Raw genomic sequence first — 23,317 nt, 5'->3', positions numbered from 1 at the left:
AACTTCTTTTTCCGAAGCCGATCCGGCGGCATCCTGCCCGCAACCCCGGACTCGCGCCGCCATGGTGCCGGCCCGGACCCAAAACCGGAACCGGCGTGTCTCGTCTGTGCGCGGACGCTCCGGAGATGCCAGAAAGGACCAAGCAATGGCAGTGGAGAAGACCGAGGTCGTGGTTGTCGGCGCAGGCCAGGCCGGGATCGCGGCGAGCGAGCATCTGTCGAAACTCGGCATCTCGCATGTCGTGCTCGAACGCGACCGCATCGCCGAGCACTGGCGCAGCGCGCGGTGGGATTCGCTGGTGGCGAACGGGCCGTGCTGGCACGACCGCTTTCCGGGGATGAAATTCGCCGGCAGCCAGGATGCCTTCGTGCCGAAGGAAGTCATCGCCGATTACTTCGTCGATTACGCGAAGATGATCGGTGCGCCGATCCGCACCGGCGTCGAGGTGTCGAAAGTCAGCCGCAACGAAGGCCGCGAAGGGTTCCTCGTCGAGACTTCGGCCGGCCCGATCGAGGCGGATTACGTGATCTCGGCGACCGGTGCGTTCCAGATCCCGGCGATCCCGCCGATGGTGCCCGAGACCGCCGGTCTGACGCAGATCCATTCCGCGAGCTACCGTAACCCCGGCCAGCTCGCTCCGGGCGCGGTTCTGGTGGTGGGCGCGGGCTCCTCGGGCACGCAGATCGCCGAGGAACTGCTGCGCGCCGGGCGCAAGGTCTATCTCTCGGTCGGCCCGCATGACCGCCCGCCGCGGCGCTATCGCGGCCGCGACAACGTGTGGTGGCTGGGCGTGCTGAACAAATGGGACATGGAAGCGACGCCGGGCGTCGAGCACACCACCATCGCCGTGACCGGCGCCAAGGGCGGCTATACCATCGACTTCCGCAAGCTCGCGGGCGAAGGGCTGGTCCTCGTCGGCCGGACCGAGGGCTACAAGGACGGCGCGATGCAGTTCGCGCCCGATCTGAAGACCAACCTCGACCGGGGCGACGCGAATTACCTTTCGGTGCTGCGCGAGGCGGATGCCTATATCGCGCAAAACGGCCTCGATCTGCCCGAGGAACCCGAGGCCCATGTGATCCCGGCCGATCCCGATTGCGTCAGCCATCCGATCCTGTCGCTCGATCTGAAGGCGGCGGGGATCACCACGATCATCTGGGCGACGGGCTTCGGCGTCGACAATTCGTGGCTGCCGGCCGAGGCGCTCGATGACAAGGGGCGCGCGGCGCACAACCGCGGCATCGGCGCGATGGCCGGAATCTATTACCTCGGCCTGCCCTGGCAGACCCGGCGCGGCTCGTCCTTCATCTGGGGCGTGTGGCACGATGCGAAATACGTCGCCGATCACATCGCCAAGCAGCGCGGTTATCTGGCCTATGCGCCCGAGGCGGCGCCCGCGAAGGCCGCGGCCGAAGCCGAGACCGTCTGACCGGCCCCTTCCCCCGACTCGCGTCCGGACCCCGGTTCGGGCGCGGCCTCTTTTTCTTTTCACAAGACGCCGGAACGACCGGCGCGCGCAGACCGGAGAGCCCAGATGGCCCATACCCGCATTCGTCCGTTCAACACCAAGGACACCTACCCCGAGCAGAACCTCGACAACGACCTGTGCCATGCGGTCGTGGCGCGCGGCACCACGATCTATCTGCGCGGCGCCTGCCCGCAGGATCTCGACACCGCGAAGAACATCGAAAGTCACGATCCGGTCGAGCAGACCCACAAGGTGATGCAGAACATCCAGCAGCTGATCGAGGAATCGGGCGGCAAGATGGAACATCTGTGCAAGGTCGTGGTCTACATCACCGACGTGCGCAACCGCGAGGCGGTCTATCGGACCATGGGGCAGTACATCAAGGGCGTGCACCCGGTCTCGACCGGCGTGGTGGTGAGCGCGCTCGCCCGTCCCGACTGGCTGGTCGAGATCGACGCGACGGCGGTGATCCCGGACTGATCCGGGCGCTGCACCCGGGTTTCGGGCCGGGGCTCCGGTCCGAGGTCGCCGGGGGCTGTCTGCCCCCGGACCCCCGAGGATATTTAGGGAAAGCCGAAAGGGAGAGCGCCCCTTCGGCCTGAGACCGCGGGCCCGTGGCTGTGCGGGCGATCGACAGGAGGCGGAATGACCTTTTCCATCGTGGCGCGCTGCGCCGAGACCGGACAATTCGGGGTGGCGATATCGTCTTCCTCGCCCGCCGTGGCGGCACGCTGTGCCTGGGCTCAGGCCGGGGTGGGCGCGGTCTCGACGCAGAATGTGACGAACCCGGCGCTCGGTCCGCTGATGCTTGCGCATATGGCGAGCGGGGCGGATGCGGGGCACGCGGTCGCGGCCGCCGCCGCAGGCGACGGTTTCGCCGATTACCGGCAGTTGCTGGCGGTTGATTCACAGGGCGGCACCGCCGTGCATTCGGGCTCGAAGGCGCTCGGGATCTGGACCTCGGCGCGGGGGGTGGATTGCGTCTCGGGCGGTAACATGCTGGCGAGCGAGAGAGTTCCCGCGGCGATGGTCGCGGCCTTCGAGGGCGCGAAGGGCACACTCGGCGACCGGCTGATCGCGGCGATGCAGGCCGGGATCGCGCTTGGCGGCGAGGCGGGGCCGGTGCATTCCGCGGGTCTTCTGCTCGTCGACAGGCAAAGCTGGCCCTATGCAGAGTTGCGCATCGACTGGATCGACGAGGGCTGCCCCATCGCCGCCCTGTCCCGCGCCTGGGAAGTCTACAAGCCGCAGGCCGACGATTACGTGACCCGCGCGCTCAGCCCGGTGGCCGCGCCCTCCTACGGCGTGCCGGGAGACGAATGATGAGCGCCGCGCCGACCGGGCGGATCGTCGAACTGCTGCGCGAGCTGGTGGCGTTTCCGAGCGTGTCCAGCGAGACGAACCTGCCGCTGATCGACCGCGCGGCCGGGATATTGGAAGCGGCGGGTTTCACCGTCACCCGGATCGCGGCGAGCGTTCCGGGCAAGGGCGGGCTGCTGGCGAAGCTCGGGGCCGGCGACGGCGGCGTGCTGTTCTCGGCCCACACCGATGTGGTTCCCGTCGCGGGGCAAAGCTGGAGCGCCGATCCCTTCACGCTGCGCCCCGACGGCACCCGCCTTGTGGGCCGCGGCGCGACCGACATGAAAGGCTTCGTCGCCTGCGTTCTGGCGATGGCCGAAACGCTTGCCGACGCGCCGCCCGTGAAGCCGGTCAGCATCGCGCTGAGCTGGGACGAGGAAGTCGGCTGCCGCGGCATCCCCGAGATGATCGACCGGGTGATCCCCACCCTCGGCCGACCAGATCTGTGCATCGTGGGAGAGCCCACCTCGCTGCGGCTGTGCCTTGGCCACAAGGGCAAGGCGAGCTATCGCGCCATCTGTCGCGGCAGTGCCGGCCATTCCGCGATGGCGCCGCATTTCGTCAATGCGCTGCATGGGGCGGCGGATCTGATCGCGGTGCTGCGCGCCGAGCAGGACCGGCTGATGCACGAGGGCGCGCGTGATGACGCCTACGACCCGCCCTGTTCGACCGTTCATGCCGGGGTGATGCGCGGCGGCGTCGCGCTCAACATCGTGCCCGACACCGGCGAGGTGCTGTTCGAGATCCGTCACCTCGCCGCCGAGACGCCCGAGGCGATCGTCTCGCGCATCCGGTCCGCCCTGCCCGAGGGCGATGCGCCGGGCGAGATCCGGATCGCGGAGACCGGCAGCTATCCGGGGCTTGCGACCGATCCGTCGCTGCCCGCGGTGCAGGCGCTGGCGGCACTCCTCGACGATCCCGCGCCGATTACCGTCGCCTATGGCACCGAGGCCGGGTTCTTCGCCCGTGCCGGGCTGACCACCGTGGTCTGCGGACCCGGCACGATGAAGGACGGCCACCAGCCCGACGAGTCGATCGAAGTGTCGGAGCTGACGGCCTGTGCCGCGCTTCTCGACCGTCTGGTGCATGGCTGACAGGGACCCGCGGGCGCGACAGTTGACGCGCCCGCGCGCTCCGGGCATGTCAGGGCCATGACCACGGACCCCATCGCGCTTTTCAAGACCGCCCCCGAGGGCATCGCCGCCGAGACTGCACTTCTCGTCGCGGGAGCACCGGCCTGCCTGATCTGGCGCGCCGCCGCCCCGGCCATCGTGCTGCCCTGGCATTTCGCCGAGCAACCCGGTTTTGACGAGGGCGCGCGCCGGGCCGCCGCTCTCGGCTGGCCGGTTGAGCTGCGCCGCACCGGCGGCGGCGCGGTGCCGCAGGGACCGGGCGTGATGAACCTCGCCATGGTCTGGCCGGCCGGGCCGAAACTGACCATCGAGGCCGCCTATCGCGCGCTCTGCGCGCCGATGATCCGTGCCTGTGGCGGCATGGCGGTTCTGGCCGAACCCGGCGCGACCGAGGGCAGCTTCTGCGACGGGACGTTCAACCTCTCGGTCGGCGGGCGCAAGATCGTCGGCACGGCGCAGCGCTGGCGCAACCGCGACGGCAGGCGCACCGTCCTCGCCCATGCGATGATCTTGCTGGCGCCGCCGCCCGCCTCGGCCATCGCGGCGATCAACGCGCTGCACGAAGGGCTGGAGCTTGCCCCGGTGCGCGCCGAGGTTCATGCGGGCCTGAGCGATTTCATCCCCGGATTGGCGCCCGAACCCTTCGCCCGCACCCTGCGAACCGAGGCGCTTGCCGCACTCGCGGCACTGGTTCCGGCGCAAGGTTGACTTCCCCCCCGCGGGCGCGCAACTCTCGCGCCCGAAACCTGAACACCGGGCCCGCCGTGGCCCGATCCCGTCCGGACCGCAGATCTGCGGACAAAGGAGCATCGAGATGACCGAATCCGCCATCCCCGGCGTCGCAGCCCCCGGAAAGGCGCCGAGCCGCGCCCAGAAGCGTCATGCGCCCAAGGGCAAGAAGCTCTGCCCGGTGTGTGGCACGACCCCCATCGAAGAGGGCGAACGCTGCTGCCCCGCCTGTGCCGAGAAGGCCGAAATGGCGCGCGAGGGTCTGCATGTCGGGCGCAACTGGCTGCTTCTGCTGGTGGTGTTCGGGCTCATGCTCGCGGCCGGCAAATGGGTTCCGACGCTGTTCTGAGCGGAGCGACGGCAGCCGATGCGCATCCTCGAGGGCATCATCAGCGACCGGGGATCGAAATACGCGGTCTCGGGCGCGCCCTGCGCCGATGAGGCGACCGCGCGAACGCTGCTGAGCGCGCTGAAGCGGCAGAAGAAATTCGCCCGTGCGACGCATAACAGCTGGGCCTATCTGGGCGCCGACGGCCCGGTGAAGAACGACGACGGCGAGGCCGGCGCCGGCATGGTGATCGTGCGGATGCTGGAACGCGAAGGCTTGCGCGATCATCTGGTGGTGGTGACGCGCTGGTTCGGCGGCAAGCATCTGGGCGGAGACAGGTTCCGCCACGTGCAGGATGCGGTGCGCATCTACCTCGAAGAGCGGGGGCGCGATGGCGGAGACTGAGGCACTGTTCGCGCGGCTGGCGCGCTCGGCCTTCCGGTCGCGGTTTCATCTGGGCGCGCGAGAAAAGGGCTACGCCGATGCGAAGGGGCGCAGCGTGATCGCGCGCCACGCGGCCGAGCTGATCGAAAAGCGCCTCGCTCCGGCGCAACCGCTGAACGACGGCAAGCAGACGCCGATGCGCGGCCATCCGGTCTTCGTGGCGCAGCACGCGACGGGCTGCTGCTGCCGTGGATGCCTTGAGAAATGGCACCATATTCCGGCCGGCCGGCCGCTGAACGCGGAGGAGCAGGCCCGCGTCGTCGCCGTCCTGATGAGCTGGATCGACCGCGAGATGGGCCATACTCCGAACCCCGGGAGAGACGACAGATGAGCACGAAGACCCCCGCAACGCAGATGCTGGAAAAGGCGAAGGTCGCCTTCGGGACGCGGGAATACGACTACAACCCCGGCCATGAGGGCAAGGCCTTGCAGGCGGCCGAGGCGATCGGTGCCGATCCCGCGCGGGTGCTGAAGACGCTGATGGTCGAGGTCGACGGCAAGCCCTGCTGCACGGTGCTGGCCGCCAGTCACACCCTGTCGATGAAGCGCGTTGCCTCGGCCTTCGGCGGCAAGTCGGCCGAGATGATGGACCCCGTGAAGGCCGAGCGGCTGACCGGCTATCACACCGGCGGGATCAGCCCCTTCGGCCAGCGCAAGCGCTGCCCCACCGTGTTCGACGCCGGCGTCATGGAATTTGACACCGTGGTCATCAATGGCGGCAAGCGCGGCATGATGGTGGTTCTGGCGCCTGCCGATGCGGTCGCGGTGACCGGGGGCAAGGCGCTGCCGCTGATCGCGGAGTGAGAGGCCCCTCTCGCGCCATGGGGCGGGAGGGCGGAGATCGCGCAGGGGGCTCTGCCCCCGCTGCGGCCTTGCCGCAGCCCCCCCGGGATATTTACGGCAAAGCGAAAGGGACAGGTGCGGCTTGCGAAGACCGGACCGGCGGAAACGACCCGAAGGCAGGCGACAGCGGCTTGACGAGGCGCGGGGGCCGGGCCGAGCATCCCCCGTTCCATCCCTGAAAAGGAAACCCGAGATGCGTCTGATCCTGCTGATCGCCCTGCTGGCCGTGCCGGGCACGATGTCAGCCGCCCGAGCCGAGGCGCCCCCCGTCACCCTGAGCGTCGAGATGAAGGATGCCGCCTTCGCCCACCGGCTCAGGACGCTGTTCGGCAAGGAGGCGAGACCCGACTGGCTTGCAGAGGCGACGGAAGCCGAACCCGTGGCAGTCACGCTCGACGGCAGGCCCTATACCGTTCTTCTGGCCTGCAAGAAGCACGATTGCGCCAATCATCAGCTGGCCATCCTGTTCGATGCAGAACGGATGTATGGGCTGCGGTTCGAAACCCGCGACAACAGCGCCGAGGAACGGCTGACCTGGCTGAACATCGGCGGCGGCGCGGAAAGTATCGACGGCCGCACCATTCTTTATGCCGCGATCACCGGCAGCCTGTTCAATCACCCTGACGCGTTCTCGTTCCGCTGACGGTCGCCGAGGGCTGTCCGCCAGCCATGAACCGGGGCGGCCCTGCGCAGGCCGCCCCGGTGGTGTTTGCCCGGCTTGTTTCAGCGAGACTTATTTCAGCGCGGCGTCGGTGATCTCGGTGGTATAGGCACCTTCCGGCTTCTTGGTGATCACCGGATCCGAACCGCCCGCCATCAGGATCTTCACCGTCCGGTCGTAATCCGCCATGTCGAGCGCGCCGTTCGAATCGGCCGTCAGCTTGGCGATTTCCTTCATCATGCGCTCCTGCACCGGCAGGGTCTGGGCACCGGTCGCGTCATTGTCGATGACGATCTTCGCGGCTTCCTCGGGGTGGGTCTCGGCGTATTTCCAGCCCTTCATCGAGGCGCGGACGAACTTCACCATCTTCGCCTTGAACGCGGCATCCGACAGCTTGTCCTGCATGACATACAGACCGTCCTCCAGCGTCGCGACGCCTTCGTCCTCATACTTGAAGGTCACCAGCTGGTCGGGCTTCAGCCCGGCGTCGATGACCTGCCAGTATTCGTTGTAGGTCATGGTCGAGATGCAGGCGGCCTGCTTTTGCAGCAGCGGATCGACGTTGAAGCCCTGCTTCAGAACCGTCACCCCGTTCGGCGAACCGTCGGTCGGGATCTTCAGCGTGCTCATCCAGCTCAGGAACGGATATTCGTTGCCGCCGAACCACACGCCGAGCGTCTTGCCGCGGAAGTCCTGCGGCCCCTTGATGCCGGTGTCCTTCAGACAGGTCAGCATCATGCCGGATTTCTTGAACGGCTGCGCGACGTTGACGAGCGCCAGCCCCTTTTCGCGCGCGGCGAGCGCCGAGGGCATCCAGTCCACCGTCACATCGGCACCGCCGCCGGCCATCACCTGCGTGGGCGAGATGTCCGGCCCGCCCGGCATGATATCGACATCGAGCCCCTCGGCCTTGTAGAAGCCCTTGTCCTGGGCGACGTAATAGCCGGCGAACTGCGCCTGCGTCACCCATTTCAGTTGCAGCTTCACCTCTTCGGCGGCAGCGCTGCCGGCGGCGAGGGCGGCCAGCGCAACTCCCATCAGGAATTTCTTCATCGTCGTCTCCACTGTTGTGCCTCCGGGTTCTTCCCGGAGTTTCTTGAAATTTTCAGCCGCGCTGCGAGGGATGCCAGAAGGTCACCGTCTTCTCGATCAGCGCCATCAGCCCATAAAACCCCGACCCGGCGAGTGCCGCCACCACGATCTCGGACCAGACGAGCGCCATGTCGAGCTGACCGACCGCGGTCGAGATGCGAAACCCCATGCCGCGCGTCGGGCTGCCGAAGAATTCGGCGACGATCGCCCCGATCAGCGCGAGCGTGGTGGCGATCTTCAGCCCGTTGAACAGGAAGGGCATCGCCGCCGGCAGCCGCAGCCGCAGCAGGCTGTCGCGATAGCTCGCCGAATAGGTCTTCATCAGGTCGCGCTGCAACGGATCGGTCGCGGCCAGCCCCGCCACCATGTTGACCAGCACCGGAAAGAACACCATCACCACGACCACCGCCGCCTTCGACTGCCAGTCGAACCCGAACCACATCACCAGGATCGGCGCGACGCCGACGATCGGCAGGGCGGCGAAGAAATTGCCGACCGGCAACAGCCCGCGTTGCAGAAACGGCGAGCGGTCGACCGCGATGGCCGTCAGAACCGCCGCGCCGCAGCCGATGACATAGCCACCGAGCGCGCCCTTGAGGATCGTCTGGCTGAAATCGCCCCACAGCAGCGGCACGCTGTCCGCGAACCGCGCCGCGATCTGCGTGGGCGCCGGCAGGATGACCGATGGCACGTTCAGCCCCTTCACCAGCCCCTGCCACAGCACCAGAAGCGTCACCCCGAACAGCGCGGGCACGAAGATCCGCGCCCATTTCCGGCGCCCCCAGCGGTTCGCGACCGTGCCGTTCACCGCCCAGGCCGCGATCCAGAAGGCGATGGCCGCCCATGCTTGCCAGCTCATCGTGCCATCCCCATCCGTTTCAGAACCACCTTCTCGGCGATGCCGATCGCCGCCACCAGCAGGGCCGCGAGGATCGCCGCCATGAACAGCGCCGCCCAGATCTGGATCGTCTGGCCGTAATAGCTGCCCGACAACAGCCGCGCGCCGAGCCCGACCGAGGCGCCCGCCGGCAACTCGGCCACGATGGTGCCCACAAGTGCCGCCGCCACCCCCACCTTGAGCGAGGCGAACAGGTAAGGCAGCGACGACGGCAACCGCAGCATCGTCAGCGTCTGCGTGCGCGAGGCATTGTAGGTCCGCATCAGATCGAGCTGCAGCCCGTCGGGCGCGCGCAGCCCCTTCACCATGCCCACCAGCACCGGGAAGAAGCTGAGATAGGCCGCGATCAGCGCCTTCGGGATCACCCCCTTCAGCCCGACCGAGGCCAGCACCACGATCACCATCGGCGCGATGGCCAGAACCGGGATGGTCTGGCTGGCGATGGCCCAGGGCATCACCGACATGTCCATCGCCCGGCTGTGCACGATGCCGATGGCAAGGATCAGCCCCGCAAGAGTGCCCACCGCGAAACCGAGCATCGTCACCTCGAGCGTCATCCACCCGTGATAGACAAGGCTCTTCTTCGAGGTCACCGACTGCCCGAAAATGCCGTCCCACAGCCCGCCCAGCACCTGATGCGGCGCCGGCAGCTTCGGACGCGGCAAGGTCATGGTGTCATGGACCAGCTGGCCGAAGCCCACCTGCGTGCCCGCCCGCGCCGCCTGATCGTAGACCCAGGCCGCGTTCAGCCACAGCGCCGCGCCATACCACAGCACCACGATCACCAGACAGACCACCAGCACCGGAAGGATGTTGCGCATCGCCTCAGACCTCATAGGCATGGCCCGCGTGCAGCCCTTCGCGCACGCGCTGCGCAATCGCCATGAACTCGGGCGTGTCGCGAATCTCCAGAGGCCGCGGCCCGCGCGGCAAGGGGCTCTCGATCACGTCGGTGATCCGTCCGGGGCGCGGGCTCATCACCACGATATGGGTCGAGAGATAGACCGCCTCGGGGATCGAATGGGTGACGAAGCCGATGGTCTTCTGCGTGCGGTGCCACAGCTTCAGAAGCTCCTCGTTCAGCTTGTCGCGCACGATTTCATCGAGCGCGCCGAACGGTTCGTCCATCAGCAGGATCTCGGCGTCGAACGACAGCGCCCGCGCGATCGAGGCGCGCTGCTGCATCCCGCCCGACAGCTGCCAGGGATATTTCTTCCCGAAGCCTTCGAGATCGACGAGCTTCAGCACCTCCTCCACCCGGCGCGCACGGTCGGCGCGGGTGAAGTCCATGATCTCCAGCGGCAGGCGGATATTGCCGGCGATGGTGCGCCAGGGAAACAACCCCGCCGCCTGGAACACATAGCCGTAGCTGCGCGCCTTGCGCGCCTCCTCGGCCGAGACGCCGCGCACTTTCAGACTGCCCGAGGTCGGGGTTTCCAGCGCCGCGATGCAGCGCAGGAAGGTGGTCTTGCCACAGCCCGACGGCCCGATGAACGAGACGAAATCGCCCTTGTTCACCTTCAGGTTCACGTCCTTCAGCGCGTGGACTGGGCCGTCCGCGGTCTGGAAGACCAGATCGACCCCCTGCGCCTCGATGATCGGAGCCGCGCCCATCATACACCCTCCATCACACGCCGGACGCCGGAATGCCGGCACGCGGGATCGGACGCGGCTCGGTCAGCGCCTTCCAGGTCGAGAGCGCCTTGCTCACCGGCCCCATCGGATCGCGGGCGACGAATTCGCCATAGCCCTCGCGGGTCTCGATGGCGCCGTCATTGACCGCGACAAACCCACGCGTCAGCGTGTAGCGCGGCAGCCCGGTCACTTCCTTGCCCTCGAACACGTTGTAATCAATCGAGGACTGCTGCGACTTCGCCGAGATGGTCTTCGACTTCTCCGGGTCCCACACCACGAGATCGGCATCCGCGCCGATCAGAACCGCGCCCTTCTTCGGATAGACGTTCAGGATCTTCGCGATATTGGTCGAGGTCACCGCGACGAATTCGTTCATCGTGATCCGGCCGGTGCGCACGCCATAGGTCCACAGCATCGGCATCCGTTCCTCAAGGCCGCCGGTGCCGTTCGGGATCTTGGTGAAATCGCCGACGCCATAGCGCTTCTGCTCGGTGGTGAAGGCGCAATGGTCGGTCGCCACGCAGCTCAGCGTGCCCGAGGCAAGCCCCGCCCACAGGCTGTCCTGATGCTGCTTGTTGCGGAACGGCGGGCTCATCACCCGGCGCGCCGAATGGTCCCAGTCCTTGTCGAAATACTCGCTCTCGTCGAGGGTCAGATGCTGGATCAGCGGCTCGCCCCAGACCCGCTTGCCGGCGAGCTTGGCGCGCCGGATCGCCTCGTGGCTCTCCTCGCAGGAGGTGTGCACGACATAAAGCGGCACGCCCGCCATGTCGGCGATCATGATGGCCCGGTTGGTGGCCTCGCCCTCGACCTGCGAGGGGCGGGAATAGGCGTGCCCCTCGGGCCCGGTATTGCCCTCGGCCAGCAGTTTCGCCGACATCGAGGCGACGATATCGCCGTTCTCGGCATGAACCAGCGGAATCGCGCCCAGCTCGCGGCAGCGCTTGAACGAGGCGAACATCTCCTCGTCATTCACCATCAGGCTGCCCTTGTAGGCCATGAAATGCTTGAAGGTGTTGATGCCGCGTTCGGTGATCGCCTTCATCTCGTCGAAGACCTGCTCGCTCCACCAGGTGATCGCCATGTGGAAGCTGTAATCGCAGCACGCCCGGCCGGCCTTGTTGTCCCATTTCTGCAGGCCCGACAGCAGGCTTTCGCCGGGGTTCGGCAGGGCGAAATCGACCACCATCGTGGTCCCGCCCGCCAGCCCGCCCCGCGTGCCCGCCTCGAAATCGTCGGCCGAATAGGTGCCCATGAACGGCATCGACAGATGGGTATGCGGGTCGATGCCGCCCGGCATCACATAGCAGCCCTCGGCGTCGAGGGTCTTGTCGCCCTTCAGACCGGGCCCGATGTCGACGATCTTGCCGCCCTCGATCAGCACATCGGCCTTGTAGGTCAGATCGGCGGTGACGACGGTGCCGCCCTTGATGACAGTGGTGGTCATGGAAATCCTCCTCGGGGCGCCCTTTCGGCTTTCCCCAAATATCCTCGGGGGTCCGGGGGCAGACAGCCCCCGGCCGCTGGCTCAGGCGGTGACCTCGGCGGTCTCGAGAACGGCATGCAGCAGCACATCGGCGCCGGCATGGGCCCAATCGGGGCTGATCTCCTCGGCCTCGTTGTGGCTCAGCCCGTCGACACAGGGGCAGAAGATCATCGTGGTGGGCGCGAGCTTCGCCGCCCAGCACGCATCGTGCCCGGCGCCCGAGACGATATCCATGTGGCTGTAGCCGAGCCGGTCTGCCGCCTCGCGCACCCGGTTCACCAGCGCCGGATCGAAGGTCACCGGGTCGAAATGGCCGACCGCCTCGATGGCGCAGCCCACCCCCAGCTCGTCGCAGATGACGGCCGCACGGGCCTCGATCTCGGCGCGCATATGGTCGAGCTTCGCCTGTTCGACGGTGCGAATGTCCACGGTGAACACCACCTTGCCCGGCAGAACGTTGCGCGAGTTCGGCGTGAAGGTCACCTGACCGACGCCACCCACCGCATCGGGCTGCACCGACATCGTGACTTCCTGCACCATCTCGAAGATCCGCGCCATCGCGAGGCCGGCGTTCACCCGCATCCGCATCGGCGTCGACCCGGTATGCGCCTCTTTCCCGGTCAGCGTGAATTCCAGCCACCACAGACCCTGCACATGGGTCACCACGCCGATCTGCTTTTCCTCGGCTTCGAGGATCGGGCCCTGCTCGATGTGATATTCGAAATAGGCGTGCATCTTGCGTGCGCCGACCTCTTCGTCGCCCTTCCAACCGATGCGTTCGAGCTCCGCCCCGTAGCTCTTGCCGTCGAGATCCTTGCGCGAATAGGCGTAATCGAGGTCAATCTCGCCCGCGAACACGCCAGAAGCCAGCATCGCAGGCGCGAAGCGCGCGCCCTCCTCGTTCGCCCAGTTGGTCAGCACGATCGGATGTTTGGTGCGGATGCCCAGATCGTTCATCGTGCGGATCGCCTCGAGCCCGCCGAGAACGCCCAGCACGCCATCGAACTTGCCGCCCGTCGGCTGGGTGTCGAGATGCGAGCCGATGTAGACCGGCAGCGCCTCGGGATCGGTGCCCGGGCGGGTCGCGAACATCGTGCCCATCCGGTCGACGCCCATGGTCATTCCGGCCGCCTCGCACCAGCTCTGGAACAGCGCGCGGCCCTCGGCATCGGCGTCGGTCAGCGTCTGGCGGTTGTTGCCGCCCGCCACGCCGGGACCGATCTTCGCCATCTCCATCAGGCTGTCCCAAAGGCGTGCGGAATTGGTGCGGAGGTTCTCTCCGGGTGCAGACATCTCATTCTCTCCCTGTCGACTGCGGGGCGTCGGGCCCTCTTGCGACGAAACTCGTTCTGACCGTATGGTCAGGTTGATGAGGGCATGTTCTGACCATTCGGTCAACATGGTTTCGGCAAGGAGAACCGGATGACCGACAAAACCGAAGGCAACCGCCCAAAAAACGGGCGCGGCACCCCTGGCCGACGCGAGGCAAACCGCATCGCCACCGAAGACACGATCCTGCACGCCGCTGAGTCGGTCTTTGCCGAGGCCGGATTCGGCGGCGCGACGATGCAGATGATCGCCGACACGGCAGGCCTGCCGAAGGCCAATCTGCATTACTATTTCGCCACCAAGGAAGAGCTTTATCGCAAGGTGGTGGAGCGGATCTTCGGCATCTGGCTGGAGGCCGCGAACGCGATGGACGGTGCGGCCGGCCCCGCCGAGGGGATCGGTGCCTATATCGACGCCAAGATGGAAATCTCGCGCCGGCATCCGAACGGCTCGAAGGTCTGGGCGTCCGAGGTGATGCACGGCGCGCCGGTGGTGCAGGATTACCTCGAGACCACGTTGCGCGACTGGACCGAGGGGCGCGCGCGTATCATCCGGCGCTGGATCGCCGAGGGCCGGATGGCCGAGGTGGATCCAAATCACCTGCTTTACATGTTGTGGGCCACGACCCAGCACTATGCCGATTTCGGCCATCAGATCGAGGTGCTGAACCACGGCCCGCTCTCGGATGCGGACTGGGAGGCGGCGAAGGCCTCAGTGAAGGCGATGGTGCTGCGCGGGATCGGGATCGCACCCGGCGCGTGACCGGCCTGCCCTGCGGACCGGCCCCGTTGACCGCTTTGCGGGACTGGTCTAAACGGCACCGAACCAGCCGGAGATCCGCGTGACCGATCGCCCCAGGAGCCGCCCGAAGACCCGTATCCAGCGCCGCAACAGCGAGGCGATCCTCGAGGCGGCGCTCGACGTGTTCTCGGCGCAGGGATTCCGCGGCGCGACGCTCGATCAGATCGCGCAGGCGGCGGGGCTGTCGAAGCCGAATCTGCTGTATTATTTCCCCTCGAAGGAAGCGATCCACATCGAGCTTCTGAACGGGCTGCTGGACGTGTGGCTCGCGCCCTTGCGCGCACTCGATCCGGCGGGGGACCCGCGCGACGAGATCATCGGTTACATGCGCCGCAAACTGGAGATGAGTCGCGAGATGCCGCGAGAGAGCCGGCTGTTCGCCAATGAGATGCTGCAGGGCGCGCCGCACATGGGCGCCACCCTGTCCACCGAGCTGCGGACCCTTGTCGACGACAAGGCCGGGGTCATCCGCGGCTGGTCCGAGGCTGGCCGGATCGCCGCGGTCGATCCTTATCACCTCATCTTCTCGATCTGGGCGCTGACCCAGCATTATGCCGATTTCGACGTGCAGGTGCGGGCGGTTCTGGGCGCCGGGCGCGATCCTTATGACGAGGCCGGGCCGTTCCTCGACCGGCTGTTCGAACGGCTTCTGGCGCGCTGAGCCCGGATTCCGGCCGGGTGCTCTGGGGCCTTGCCGCGGCTGGGGGCTCTGCCCCCGCGGCTGCGCCGCTCCCCCGGGATATTTGCGGCGAATCGAAAGAGCGAATTCACCTTTTGTTAAAGGTTCCAGCCCAGACTGACAGGGAAAGGAGCGGGCGCGGCGTGGCGCCAGTTGCAGGAGGGGTGCATGGACCGGATCAGTGCTCTGTTGCCGATGTCGGGCTGGACGGCGGTCGTGCAGCCAGCCGAAAGCGGACCGCCGCCCGCCACGCGGGTAGAACCGGTTGCCGCAGCGATGCCGACGGGCGGCGGGCTCGGAACCGGGGTCGACACCCGCGCCGGGAGAGAGCGCGACGGGAGTCGCGACAGCAACAGGGAGAGCGCGCGCGATACCGGCCCGCCCCGGAGCCAGACCGGGCCCAGGATAGACCCGGATGCGCCGAGCGGACCGCCCCCGGCCTTCGATGTCTCGCCGCTGGAAGCGGAACTGGAACGGCTGAACCTCGCCGCGACAGCCTCTTTGACACGGACACAGGCAGCCTCAAGCGGGGACGCGGGCAGCTCTGGCCCCCTGAAGACGGCGCCAGGGGATGCCGGAGAGACGCCCGCGACGGAGGTTTCTGCAACGCCGCCGTCGAACAGCCACTTTACCCGAAGCGACGGCTGGACCGGAACCGAAGACCCCGTGCGCGCGACACTGGATGTGCTGAGGTAGGGCCGACCCGGTGCGTGGGAAAAGGGGGCCGCGGCGCCGGACCGGTCCGAACAATCACGGTATCGGAGCCAGGCTGTGGCGACGACAACGGGATGTCTGCGCCACGAGTTCTGTGGCAACCGGACGGGCGCGGGAAGGCGGTGAGAATACCAGACGGCGTGAGGACGATCGCTCCGATGCAGGGCGGAACGATCGCGATGTCTGGGCAGCGATGTATCGCTGAAAACCTTACGCAACGACCATAGCCCCAACGGGGCGATACGGAGCCGAACCTTTGCGGAGAGCGGCCGTGTCCGATCTGCCGGAGCCGAGGTCGCCATCACAGACTGGTTCCCCCGCACTTTGCCCTCGCATCGGTCGCAGGAAGGCACGGATCGGGGCTCCGCTCCGGGGCGAACCTCCCTCGGACAAACCACGCAAGGAACAGCATCCCGCTTCGACAGCGATCCCCGAGGGCACGACGGCGGGACTGCCGCGCAAGACCGGGGCGGACACGACCCGCCTTACCTGGCACGCAAGACCGAATCGGGCGGCGCCCGTTCAGGGCAAACCCGGCCCATCCGGTCGGATCCGCCGAGGCCCGCAAGGGCCTGCCCGCCAGAGCCTGCCCACAGGCGCCGCCGCGCTATTCGGCGGCACGCGCCATCGGGTTGTTCGGATGCGTCGTCCAGTTACCGTAAGGGGCGACGGGGCGACCAGTGCGCGGGTCCATGCTGCCGACCGGCAAGGTCTTCATGTCGATGCAGCCGACCGGACAGACATCGACGCAGAGATTGCACGCCACGCACTCCTCGTCCTTCACGGTATAGGTGCGCGCTTCATCCACCGAGATGGCCTGGTGAGAGGTGTCCTCGCACACCGCATAGCAGCGGCCGCAGTTGATGCAGGCGTCCTGATCGATCACCGCCTTGGTGACATGGTTCAGGTTGAGGTGCTGCCATTCCGAGAAATTCGGCACCGCGCGGCCGACGATTTCCGAAACCGAGGCGAACCCCTTGCGGTCCATGTAGTCGGACAGGCCCGAGATCATCTCCTGCACGACCTTGAAGCCATAGGTCATCGCCGCGGTGCAAACCTGCACGTTGCCCGCCCCCATCGCCAGGAACTCGGCGGCGTCGCGCCAGGTCGTAACCCCGCCGATGCCCGAGATCGGAAGACCGCGGGTTTCGTCAAAGCGCGCAATCTCGCCCACCATGTTCAGCGCGATCGGCTTCACCGCCGGGCCGCAATAGCCGCCATGCGTGCCCTTGCCGTCGATCGTCGGCTCCGGCGCGAAGGCGTCGAGGTCAACCGATATCACCGATTTCACCGTGTTGATGAGGCTGACCGCATCCGCCCCGCCGCGCTTCGCCGCGAGCGCCGGCGGCAGGATCGAGGTCACGTTCGGTGTCAGCTTGACGATACAGGGCATCCGCGAATGGGTCTTCACCCAGCGGGTGACCATCTCGATATACTCGGGCACCTGCCCCACGGCCGCCCCCATGCCGCGCTCGGCCATGCCGTGGGGACAGCCGAAGTTCAGCTCCACCCCGTCGGCGCCGGTGTCCTCGATCCGGTGCAGGATGTCCTTCCACGACTCTTCGTCGCAGGGCACCATCAGGCTGATGATGAGCGCACGGTCCGGCCAGTCGCGCTTGACCGACTTGATCTCGCGCAGGTTGACCTCGAGCGGGCGGTCGGTGATCAGCTCGATGTTGTTGATCCCCATCACCCGCCGGTCGGGACCGTAGATCACGCCGTAGCGCGGGCCCGAAACGTTGACGACGGGCGGCCCCTCGGAACCGAGCGTCTTCCACACCACGCCGCCCCAACCCGCCTCATAGGCGCGCCGGACATTGTATTCCTTGTCGGTCGGCGGCGCCGAGGCCAGCCAGAACGGGTTCGGAGATTTGATACCGATGAACTCGGAACGCAGGTCAGCCATGTCAGGCCCCCATCAGGAAAGAGTGAATGTCTTCAGCGGCATCGCGCCCCTCGGCCACGGCCGTCACGGTCAGATCCTGCCCGCCCTGGGCACAGTCGCCCCCGGCCCAGACCTTCGGCAGCGCGGTGCGCCCGGCCCCCTCGACACGGATCTTGCCCGCCTCGGTCGTCAGACCATCGGGCAGCGGCCCGAGGCGCTGACCGATGGCGCGAAACAGCTGATCGGCCGACAGGCGGAAGGTGTCTTCGGTCACCACGAGCCCGGCCGGCCCCGCCTCGGTGCGCGCGAATTCGACCTCGTGCAGCGCCCCGTTGCCGTGGATCGCCACCGGAACCGCGTTCTCGACGATGCGCACGCCGCGGGTCAGGGCGAGCTCCTGCTCCAGCTCGGACGCCGGCATCTCAGCGCGCGAACGGCGATAGACGATGGTGACATCGGGCGCGCCCAGAAGCCGTGCCTGAACCGCCGCGTCGATCGCCGTCATGCCGCCGCCGATCACGATCACCGCCCGCCCGATGGGCAGCGCCGAAAGATCCTCGGCCTGACGCAGTTCGGCGATGAACTCGGTGGCGGGCGCGATACCGGTCTTGTCCTCGCCGGCAAGGCCAAGCGCCCCCGTGGCGCCGAGCCCCAGCCCCAAAAACACCGCGTCATGGCTGTCAACCAGATCGGCCAGCGTCGCATCGGTGCCAAGCTTCCAGCCGGTCACCAGACGAATGCCGCCAATCTGCATCAGCCAGTCGATCTCGCGCGCGGCGAAGCCGTCGACCGCCTTGTAGGACGCGATGCCGTATTCGTTCAGGCCGCCGGCGCGGGGGCGGGCATCGTAAAGCGTGACCTCGTGGCCAAGGAGCGCCAGCCGATGCGCACAGGCAAGACCCGCCGGCCCCGCCCCCACCACCGCGATCCGCCGCCCCGTCGCCGCGGCGCGGGTGAAGGGGTGATCCTGGCGCGCCATCATCCGGTCCGTGGCGTAGCGCTGCAGCGCGCCGATGCGCACCGGCGCGCCCTCGGCCGCCTCGCGCACGCACGCCCCCTCGCACAGGGTTTCGGTCGGGCACACGCGGGCGCACATGCCCCCGAGGATGTTCTGCGTCAGGATCGTCTTCGCCGCGGCCTCGGGCGTGCCGGTCGCGATCTGGCGGATGAACAGCGGAATGTCGATCGAGGTCGGACAGGCCTCCATGCAGGGGGCATCGTGACAGAAATAGCACCGGTCCGCCGCGACCTGCGCCTGATGGTCGTCGAGCGGCGGCGCGATATCGGCAAAGCGCGCCCGATAGGCATCGGGGGCAAGGCGCGCCGGAACGATGCCCGGCGTATACTGGCTGTGGGCCACATGGACCTCCCTGGCTGGTGTCTTTTCCGAAACGCTGCCACGGCAGTATTTTTTATCAAGTGGTAAAAAATTATCTTGGGCAATCTTCTCAGGTTTTGCTGAACCGGACGGCAAAACGAAACAAACCGCCTTGTTTTGCAGCGCTTTCGCAATGAAACGTCGTCAAGACTGCCGATCAGCTTCCGGCTTTTCACCGCCCGCCTGACCGCGTATAAAGCCCCGATGATACCGGTAACCCCGGCACGAGACCGGGACCGCGAAGATCTGAACCACCTTCCGAGGACGGCATGACGAAACAATCCCATGAAAACGACGTGGCATTCATTCAGGCGCTCGCCGAGCTGCTGAACAAGAATGAGCTGACCGAAATCTCGGTGGTGCGCGAATATGGCGAGGACGACAGCCTCGAAGTTCGCGTGGCCAAGCAGGCAACCGTGATTTCCGCCCCGGTCGCCGCGCCCGTCTATGCCCAGGCACCTGCCGCAGCGCCCGCGCCTGCCGCTGCTCCGGCTCCTGCCGCGGCCGCTTCGGCCGATCCCGCGACGCTGCCCGGCGCCGTGACCTCGCCGATGGTCGGCACGGCCTACCTGTCGCCCGAACCGGGTGCCGCGGCCTTCGTCAAGGTCGGCGATACCGTCGCGAAGGGCCAGACCCTGCTGATCGTCGAGGCGATGAAGACGATGAACCATATCCCGGCCCCGGCCTCGGGCACGGTCAAGCGCATCCTGGTCGACGATGGTGTGCCGGTGGAATTCGGCTCGCCGCTGATGATCGTCGAGTGAGGGGCGGGCGGATGTTCGACAAGATCCTGATCGCCAACCGCGGCGAGATCGCGCTGCGCGTGATCCGCGCCTGCCGCGAGATGGGGATCGCCTCGGTCGCCGTGCACTCGACCGCCGACAGCGACGCCATGCATGTGCGTCTGGCCGACGAAAGCGTCTGCATCGGCCCGGCGCCCTCGTCGCAGAGCTATCTCAATGTCGCCGCGATCATCGCGGCGTGCGAAATCACCGGCGCGCAGGCGATCCACCCGGGCTACGGCTTCCTTTCCGAGAACGCGAATTTCGTTCAGGCGCTGGAAGATCACGGCATCACCTTCATCGGGCCGTCGGCGGAGCATATCCGCCTGATGGGCGACAAGATCACCGCCAAGGAAACCGCGAAGAAGCTGGGCATCCCGGTGGTTCCGGGCTCGGCCGGTGGCGTGCACACCCTCGACGAGGCCCGCGCCTGCGCCGAGAGCATGGGCTACCCGGTCATCATCAAGGCGACCGCCGGTGGTGGCGGCCGCGGGATGAAGGTGGCACTTTCGGGCGATGAGCTCGACAGCGCGTTCCACACCGCCCGCGCCGAGGCCAAGGCCGCTTTCGGCAATGACGAAGTGTATATGGAGAAATATCTCCAGAAGCCGCGTCATATCGAGATCCAGGTCTTCGGCGACGGCAAGGGCCGCGCGGTCTATCTGGGCGAGCGCGACTGTTCGTTGCAGCGTCGTCACCAGAAGGTGCTCGAAGAGGCCCCCGGCCCCGTCATCACCCCCGAACAGCGCGAGCGCATCGGCTCGACCGTCGCCAAGGCGATGGGCGAACTGAAATACTCGGGCGCCGGCACCATCGAGTTCCTGTTCGAGGATGGCGAGTTCTACTTCATCGAGATGAACACCCGTCTGCAGGTGGAACATCCGGTGACCGAGGCGATCTATGACGTCGACCTCGTGCGCGAGCAGATCCGTGTCGCCGCCGGCGAACCGATGGAGTTCCATCAGAAGGACCTGCATATCCGCGGTGCCGCGATCGAGGTCCGGATCAACGCCGAGAAGGTGCCGGGCTTCATTCCCTGCCCCGGCAAGGTCACCCAGTATCATGCGCCCGGCGGCCTTGGCGTGCGCATGGATTCGGCGATCTACGACGGCTACAAGATCCCGCCCTATTACGACAGCCTCATCGGCAAGCTGATCGTGCACGCGCGCGACCGTGACGAGGCACTGGCTCGGCTCAGCCGTGCGCTCGGCGAGCTGGTGGTCGACGGGATCGACACCACCGTGCCGCTGTTCCAGGCGCTGCTGAAAGAGCCCGACATCCAGAAGGGCAACTACTCGATCCACTGGCTCGAAAAGTGGCTGGCGGAGCATTACGAGGCCTGATCGGGCCTTCACCGGAAGATCCGCAACGGCGCCCCACGGGGCGCCGTTCGCATTTCGGGGGATGGATTCCCCCCAAAAGCGATGCGTTTCCCAAAGAGCACCGCGAAAATCGCCGGGCTCGGCGAGTGGCGGACATTCCCCCCCGCCGAAGCCGGTGCTAGGCTTGCCCGAACCGATAATGACGACAGGGAGACCGCGAGGTGGCGCCAGTCCTCAGCCCTGACATGCTGCTTGCGGGCTATGCGCAGGGCATCTTCCCGATGGCCGAAAGCCGCGACGACCCGACGCTTTACTGGTTCGAGCCAAGGCTGCGCGGGATCATCCCGCTCGACGGGTTTCACATCTCGCGCTCACTCGCGCGCACGATCCGGCGCTCGGGGTTCGAGATCCGCATCGACGGCGATTTCGAGGGCGTGGTGCAGGGCTGCGCCGACCGGTCCGAAACCTGGATCAACGCGCCGCTGTTCGAGCTGTATCGTGCTTTATTCCGCCGCGGCCATGCCCATTCGCTGGAGGTCCGGGCCGGAGAGGCGCTGGTGGGCGGGGTGTTCGCGGTGACCCTCGGCACGGCGTTCTTCGGCGAAAGCATGTTCTCGCGCGTGACCGATGCCTCGAAAGTGGCGCTTGCCTATACCGTCGACCGGCTGCGGCAAACGGGGTTCACGCTGTTCGATACGCAATATCTCACACCGCATCTGGCAAGCCTCGGCGGGATCGAGATCCCGCGCGCCGACTATCGTGCCCGACTGGAGGCCGCGCTCCACGCCCGCGCCGATTTCCGCGCCGGGACGCTGCCCACGCCTCAGTTGCTGGTGCAGCGCATGACCCAGACGTCATAGCGCGGGTGGTCAAGGGCATTCAGTGCCGGGCTGTCTGCGATCATCCAGCCCTCGAAATCGACTTTGCCGCCGTCCTTCTCGCGGATCACCAGATAGGCATAGGCATTCGAGGACGGATCGTCAGCCGGATAGCGGCACTCGCGCAAGGACACCAGAAGCCCGCCGAACGTCACGGTCTGGCCGGCCCGCACCGGCAGATCGTCCGACTGGCCGGCAATCTTGTCGAGGCCACGCAGCAGCGCCCCCGAACCGGACGCAAGGTTATCCGCCTGCGCCACGGTGCGCTCGACGATATCGGGCTGAGGGGCGATGGGCGCAGAGGCGGAAGGCGCAGGCGCCGCCTGGAAGTTCTGAGCCAGCGCCGGCGCGCCGAAACCGGCGAGGCACAGCGCCCCGCCAAGTCCAAGGGCCCGCAGCGCGGGCCCGAGGCGGATGGCGCTGCTCACTTCGATGCCCCGGAAGCCGGAGCCTCGCCCGCAGGGGCGTCCGTTGCCGGCGCCTCCGAGGCAGGCGCATCCGCAGGAGCGGCAGCGGCCGGCGTCTGAGAGCCCGATGCAGCCGCGGCCGCGGCCGAATCGTTGGCGTTCTTGGTCACCGTATCCTTCGCCGCGCTGCCGACGAATTTCATCAGCAGTCCGAGCGTCGAGATGGCCCCCTGGGTATCGGTGATCTCGTCGCCCGGGGCGAAATTGGTCGCGCTGCCGCCGGGCTGGATCTCGATGTAAGACCCACCCATAAGTCCTTCGGAAGCAACGATAACCTGTGAATCGTCAGGCAGGTCGATGCCTTTGTAGATGCCGATGGTGGTCTCGGCGAAGAAGGTCTTCGGATCCAGATGCACATCGCTGACGGTGCCGATCTTGACCCCGGCCATGCGCACGTCGGTTCCGGAGGAAACCCCCTCAACCGAGCGGAACGCGGCGTGGAGCGGATAGGTCCCGACATTGGCGGCGAGACCATGCCCCTTCCCGGCCCAGCCGAGAAAGCCCACAGCGACGATCAGAACGACCGCTCCGGTCAGCACTTCGATGCGATTTTCACTCATGTTCTTTCACCGTCGCCGGCCGTCGCCGGAGTTTGCCGCGAAAAACTGCGCAGGGCGCGGTTTCACTCGGGCTGCCAGGCGTCATAGTCACGCCGTTCGACCGGCTGCGCCGCGCCCGCGATCGAGCCTTTCGGCCGATAGGCGGCACCGGTGCCGGTCAGGTTTTCGTGATGCGGAAGCTCCCAGGCCTTGTGCACGACCGGATCGGTGGTCGGCGGCTCGTCCCAGGTGTGGTGCAGCCAGCCATGCCATTCCGGCGCGACGCGGCTTGCCTCGATCTCGCCATTGTAGATCACCCAGCGGCGGCTGCCGTCGGCGGTCTGGTAATACACGTTTCCCTGCGCGTCCTCGCCAACCTTGCGCCCCTTGTGCGAGGTGTAAAGCTTGGTTCCGATGGTCTGGCCGTTCCACCAGGTGAACACGCGAGTCAGGAATGACATGGAAAT

Annotated in this window: 27 protein-coding genes; 16 read left to right on the top strand and 11 right to left on the bottom strand. The window is 67.0% G+C overall.

What is annotated here, in order from left to right; genetic code table 11:
• Positions 1 to 145: 145 nt before the first annotated feature.
• The 10 genes from CG50_RS06395 to CG50_RS06350 all read left to right on the top strand — a co-directional run bounded on the left by CG50_RS06395 (position 146) and on the right by CG50_RS06350 (position 6,947).
• On the top strand, positions 146 to 1,429 hold the full coding sequence (locus CG50_RS06395) for a flavin-containing monooxygenase (protein WP_036636256.1): 1,284 nt from the start codon (positions 146 to 148) through the stop codon (positions 1,427 to 1,429).
• 105 nt (positions 1,430 to 1,534) lie between these two features.
• Positions 1,535 to 1,948 (top strand): RidA family protein, encoded by a 414-nt coding sequence (locus tag CG50_RS06390; protein ID WP_036636255.1) that lies wholly within the window; start codon positions 1,535 to 1,537, stop codon positions 1,946 to 1,948.
• 165 nt (positions 1,949 to 2,113) lie between these two features.
• The gene (locus tag CG50_RS06385) at positions 2,114 to 2,791 is read left to right on the top strand and encodes a DUF1028 domain-containing protein (RefSeq protein ID WP_036636254.1); all 678 of its coding nucleotides are present in this window, start codon (positions 2,114 to 2,116) and stop codon (positions 2,789 to 2,791) included.
• A complete protein-coding gene (gene argE / locus CG50_RS06380) occupies positions 2,791 to 3,921 on the top strand; it encodes an acetylornithine deacetylase (protein WP_152559450.1) in 1,131 nt (376 codons plus the stop codon). The genes CG50_RS06385 and argE overlap by 1 nt, the downstream gene beginning before the upstream one ends.
• 57 nt (positions 3,922 to 3,978) lie before the next feature.
• Positions 3,979 to 4,668: a lipoyl protein ligase domain-containing protein gene (locus CG50_RS06375; protein ID WP_051909616.1), complete on the top strand. Its 690-nt coding sequence runs from the start codon at positions 3,979 to 3,981 to the stop codon at positions 4,666 to 4,668.
• Between the two features lie 106 nt (positions 4,669 to 4,774).
• Positions 4,775 to 5,038, top strand: a complete 264-nt coding sequence (locus CG50_RS06370) for a hypothetical protein (protein WP_036636252.1) — start codon at positions 4,775 to 4,777, stop codon at positions 5,036 to 5,038.
• A gap of 18 nt (positions 5,039 to 5,056) precedes the next feature.
• Positions 5,057 to 5,422: a YigZ family protein gene (locus CG50_RS06365; protein WP_036636251.1), complete on the top strand. Its 366-nt coding sequence runs from the start codon at positions 5,057 to 5,059 to the stop codon at positions 5,420 to 5,422.
• Complete coding sequence (locus CG50_RS06360) at positions 5,409 to 5,792, top strand: DUF4186 domain-containing protein (protein ID WP_036636250.1); 384 nt, start codon at positions 5,409 to 5,411, stop codon at positions 5,790 to 5,792. The genes CG50_RS06365 and CG50_RS06360 overlap by 14 nt, the downstream gene beginning before the upstream one ends.
• Positions 5,789 to 6,265, top strand: coding sequence for a Cys-tRNA(Pro) deacylase (gene ybaK / locus CG50_RS06355; RefSeq protein WP_036636249.1), 477 nt, complete (start codon positions 5,789 to 5,791; stop codon positions 6,263 to 6,265). The genes CG50_RS06360 and ybaK overlap by 4 nt, the downstream gene beginning before the upstream one ends.
• Before the next feature lie 232 nt (positions 6,266 to 6,497).
• The gene (locus CG50_RS06350; protein ID WP_051909614.1) at positions 6,498 to 6,947 is read left to right on the top strand and encodes an Ivy family c-type lysozyme inhibitor; all 450 of its coding nucleotides are present in this window, start codon (positions 6,498 to 6,500) and stop codon (positions 6,945 to 6,947) included.
• A 90-nt stretch (positions 6,948 to 7,037) separates the two neighbouring features.
• On the opposite strand, the gene CG50_RS06345 is transcribed toward CG50_RS06350, so the two are convergent.
• From CG50_RS06345 to CG50_RS06320, 6 genes are all read right to left on the bottom strand, one after another.
• Positions 7,038 to 8,018: an ABC transporter substrate-binding protein gene (locus CG50_RS06345; RefSeq protein WP_036636248.1), complete on the bottom strand. Its 981-nt coding sequence runs from the start codon at positions 8,016 to 8,018 to the stop codon at positions 7,038 to 7,040.
• A 52-nt stretch (positions 8,019 to 8,070) separates the two neighbouring features.
• On the bottom strand, positions 8,071 to 8,916 hold the full coding sequence (locus CG50_RS06340) for an ABC transporter permease (RefSeq protein WP_036636247.1): 846 nt from the start codon (positions 8,914 to 8,916) through the stop codon (positions 8,071 to 8,073).
• Positions 8,913 to 9,776 carry an ABC transporter permease gene (locus CG50_RS06335; protein ID WP_036636246.1) on the bottom strand — a complete coding sequence of 288 codons (864 nt, stop codon included), beginning with the start codon at positions 9,774 to 9,776 and terminating at the stop codon, positions 8,913 to 8,915. Before CG50_RS06335 ends, CG50_RS06340 begins: the two co-directional genes overlap by 4 nt.
• Before the next feature lie 4 nt (positions 9,777 to 9,780).
• Positions 9,781 to 10,572, bottom strand: a complete 792-nt coding sequence (locus tag CG50_RS06330; RefSeq protein WP_036636245.1) for an ABC transporter ATP-binding protein — start codon at positions 10,570 to 10,572, stop codon at positions 9,781 to 9,783.
• Positions 10,573 to 10,582: 10 nt separating this feature from the next.
• Positions 10,583 to 12,037 (bottom strand): dihydropyrimidinase, encoded by a 1,455-nt coding sequence (gene hydA / locus CG50_RS06325; RefSeq protein WP_036636244.1) that lies wholly within the window; start codon positions 12,035 to 12,037, stop codon positions 10,583 to 10,585.
• Between the two features lie 81 nt (positions 12,038 to 12,118).
• Positions 12,119 to 13,369 (bottom strand): Zn-dependent hydrolase, encoded by a 1,251-nt coding sequence (locus tag CG50_RS06320; protein WP_036636243.1) that lies wholly within the window; start codon positions 13,367 to 13,369, stop codon positions 12,119 to 12,121.
• Positions 13,370 to 13,498: 129 nt separating this feature from the next.
• On the opposite strand from CG50_RS06320, the gene CG50_RS06315 reads away from it, so the two are divergent.
• From CG50_RS06315 to CG50_RS06305, 3 genes are all read left to right on the top strand, one after another.
• Positions 13,499 to 14,167, top strand: a complete 669-nt coding sequence (locus CG50_RS06315) for a TetR/AcrR family transcriptional regulator (protein WP_036636242.1) — start codon at positions 13,499 to 13,501, stop codon at positions 14,165 to 14,167.
• Between the two features lie 79 nt (positions 14,168 to 14,246).
• The gene (locus CG50_RS06310; protein WP_036636241.1) at positions 14,247 to 14,867 is read left to right on the top strand and encodes a TetR family transcriptional regulator C-terminal domain-containing protein; all 621 of its coding nucleotides are present in this window, start codon (positions 14,247 to 14,249) and stop codon (positions 14,865 to 14,867) included.
• 186 nt (positions 14,868 to 15,053) lie between these two features.
• Positions 15,054 to 15,581 carry a hypothetical protein gene (locus tag CG50_RS06305; protein ID WP_036636240.1) on the top strand — a complete coding sequence of 176 codons (528 nt, stop codon included), beginning with the start codon at positions 15,054 to 15,056 and terminating at the stop codon, positions 15,579 to 15,581.
• 625 nt (positions 15,582 to 16,206) lie between these two features.
• On the opposite strand, the gene preA is transcribed toward CG50_RS06305, so the two are convergent.
• Both preA and CG50_RS06295 read right to left on the bottom strand, forming a co-directional pair.
• Positions 16,207 to 17,505, bottom strand: a complete 1,299-nt coding sequence (gene preA / locus CG50_RS06300) for an NAD-dependent dihydropyrimidine dehydrogenase subunit PreA (protein ID WP_036636239.1) — start codon at positions 17,503 to 17,505, stop codon at positions 16,207 to 16,209.
• A 1-nt stretch (position 17,506) separates the two neighbouring features.
• Positions 17,507 to 18,844 (bottom strand): NAD(P)-dependent oxidoreductase, encoded by a 1,338-nt coding sequence (locus tag CG50_RS06295; RefSeq protein WP_036636238.1) that lies wholly within the window; start codon positions 18,842 to 18,844, stop codon positions 17,507 to 17,509.
• A gap of 287 nt (positions 18,845 to 19,131) precedes the next feature.
• On the opposite strand from CG50_RS06295, the gene accB reads away from it, so the two are divergent.
• The 3 genes from accB to aat all read left to right on the top strand — a co-directional run bounded on the left by accB (position 19,132) and on the right by aat (position 21,826).
• Positions 19,132 to 19,626: an acetyl-CoA carboxylase biotin carboxyl carrier protein gene (accB, locus tag CG50_RS06290; protein ID WP_036636237.1), complete on the top strand. Its 495-nt coding sequence runs from the start codon at positions 19,132 to 19,134 to the stop codon at positions 19,624 to 19,626.
• An 11-nt stretch (positions 19,627 to 19,637) separates the two neighbouring features.
• The gene (gene accC, locus CG50_RS06285) at positions 19,638 to 20,987 is read left to right on the top strand and encodes an acetyl-CoA carboxylase biotin carboxylase subunit (protein ID WP_036636236.1); all 1,350 of its coding nucleotides are present in this window, start codon (positions 19,638 to 19,640) and stop codon (positions 20,985 to 20,987) included.
• 224 nt (positions 20,988 to 21,211) lie between these two features.
• Positions 21,212 to 21,826 (top strand): leucyl/phenylalanyl-tRNA--protein transferase, encoded by a 615-nt coding sequence (gene aat / locus CG50_RS06280; RefSeq protein WP_036636235.1) that lies wholly within the window; start codon positions 21,212 to 21,214, stop codon positions 21,824 to 21,826.
• Here the strand turns inward: aat and CG50_RS06275 are convergent.
• The 3 genes from CG50_RS06275 to CG50_RS06265 all read right to left on the bottom strand — a co-directional run bounded on the left by CG50_RS06275 (position 21,790) and on the right by CG50_RS06265 (position 23,311).
• The gene (locus tag CG50_RS06275) at positions 21,790 to 22,272 is read right to left on the bottom strand and encodes a DUF2155 domain-containing protein (protein WP_338048260.1); all 483 of its coding nucleotides are present in this window, start codon (positions 22,270 to 22,272) and stop codon (positions 21,790 to 21,792) included. The genes aat and CG50_RS06275 overlap by 37 nt on opposite strands.
• The gene (mlaD, locus tag CG50_RS06270) at positions 22,269 to 22,871 is read right to left on the bottom strand and encodes an outer membrane lipid asymmetry maintenance protein MlaD (protein WP_081880308.1); all 603 of its coding nucleotides are present in this window, start codon (positions 22,869 to 22,871) and stop codon (positions 22,269 to 22,271) included. Before mlaD ends, CG50_RS06275 begins: the two co-directional genes overlap by 4 nt.
• A 62-nt stretch (positions 22,872 to 22,933) precedes the next feature.
• Positions 22,934 to 23,311: an NADH:ubiquinone oxidoreductase subunit NDUFA12 gene (locus CG50_RS06265; protein ID WP_036636234.1), complete on the bottom strand. Its 378-nt coding sequence runs from the start codon at positions 23,309 to 23,311 to the stop codon at positions 22,934 to 22,936.
• Positions 23,312 to 23,317: the final 6 nt, after the last annotated feature.

Source organism: Paenirhodobacter enshiensis (assembly GCF_000740785.1).
Classification (GTDB): domain Bacteria; phylum Pseudomonadota; class Alphaproteobacteria; order Rhodobacterales; family Rhodobacteraceae; genus Rhodobacter; species Rhodobacter enshiensis.
This window is presented reverse-complemented; position numbering and strand designations above follow the sequence as displayed.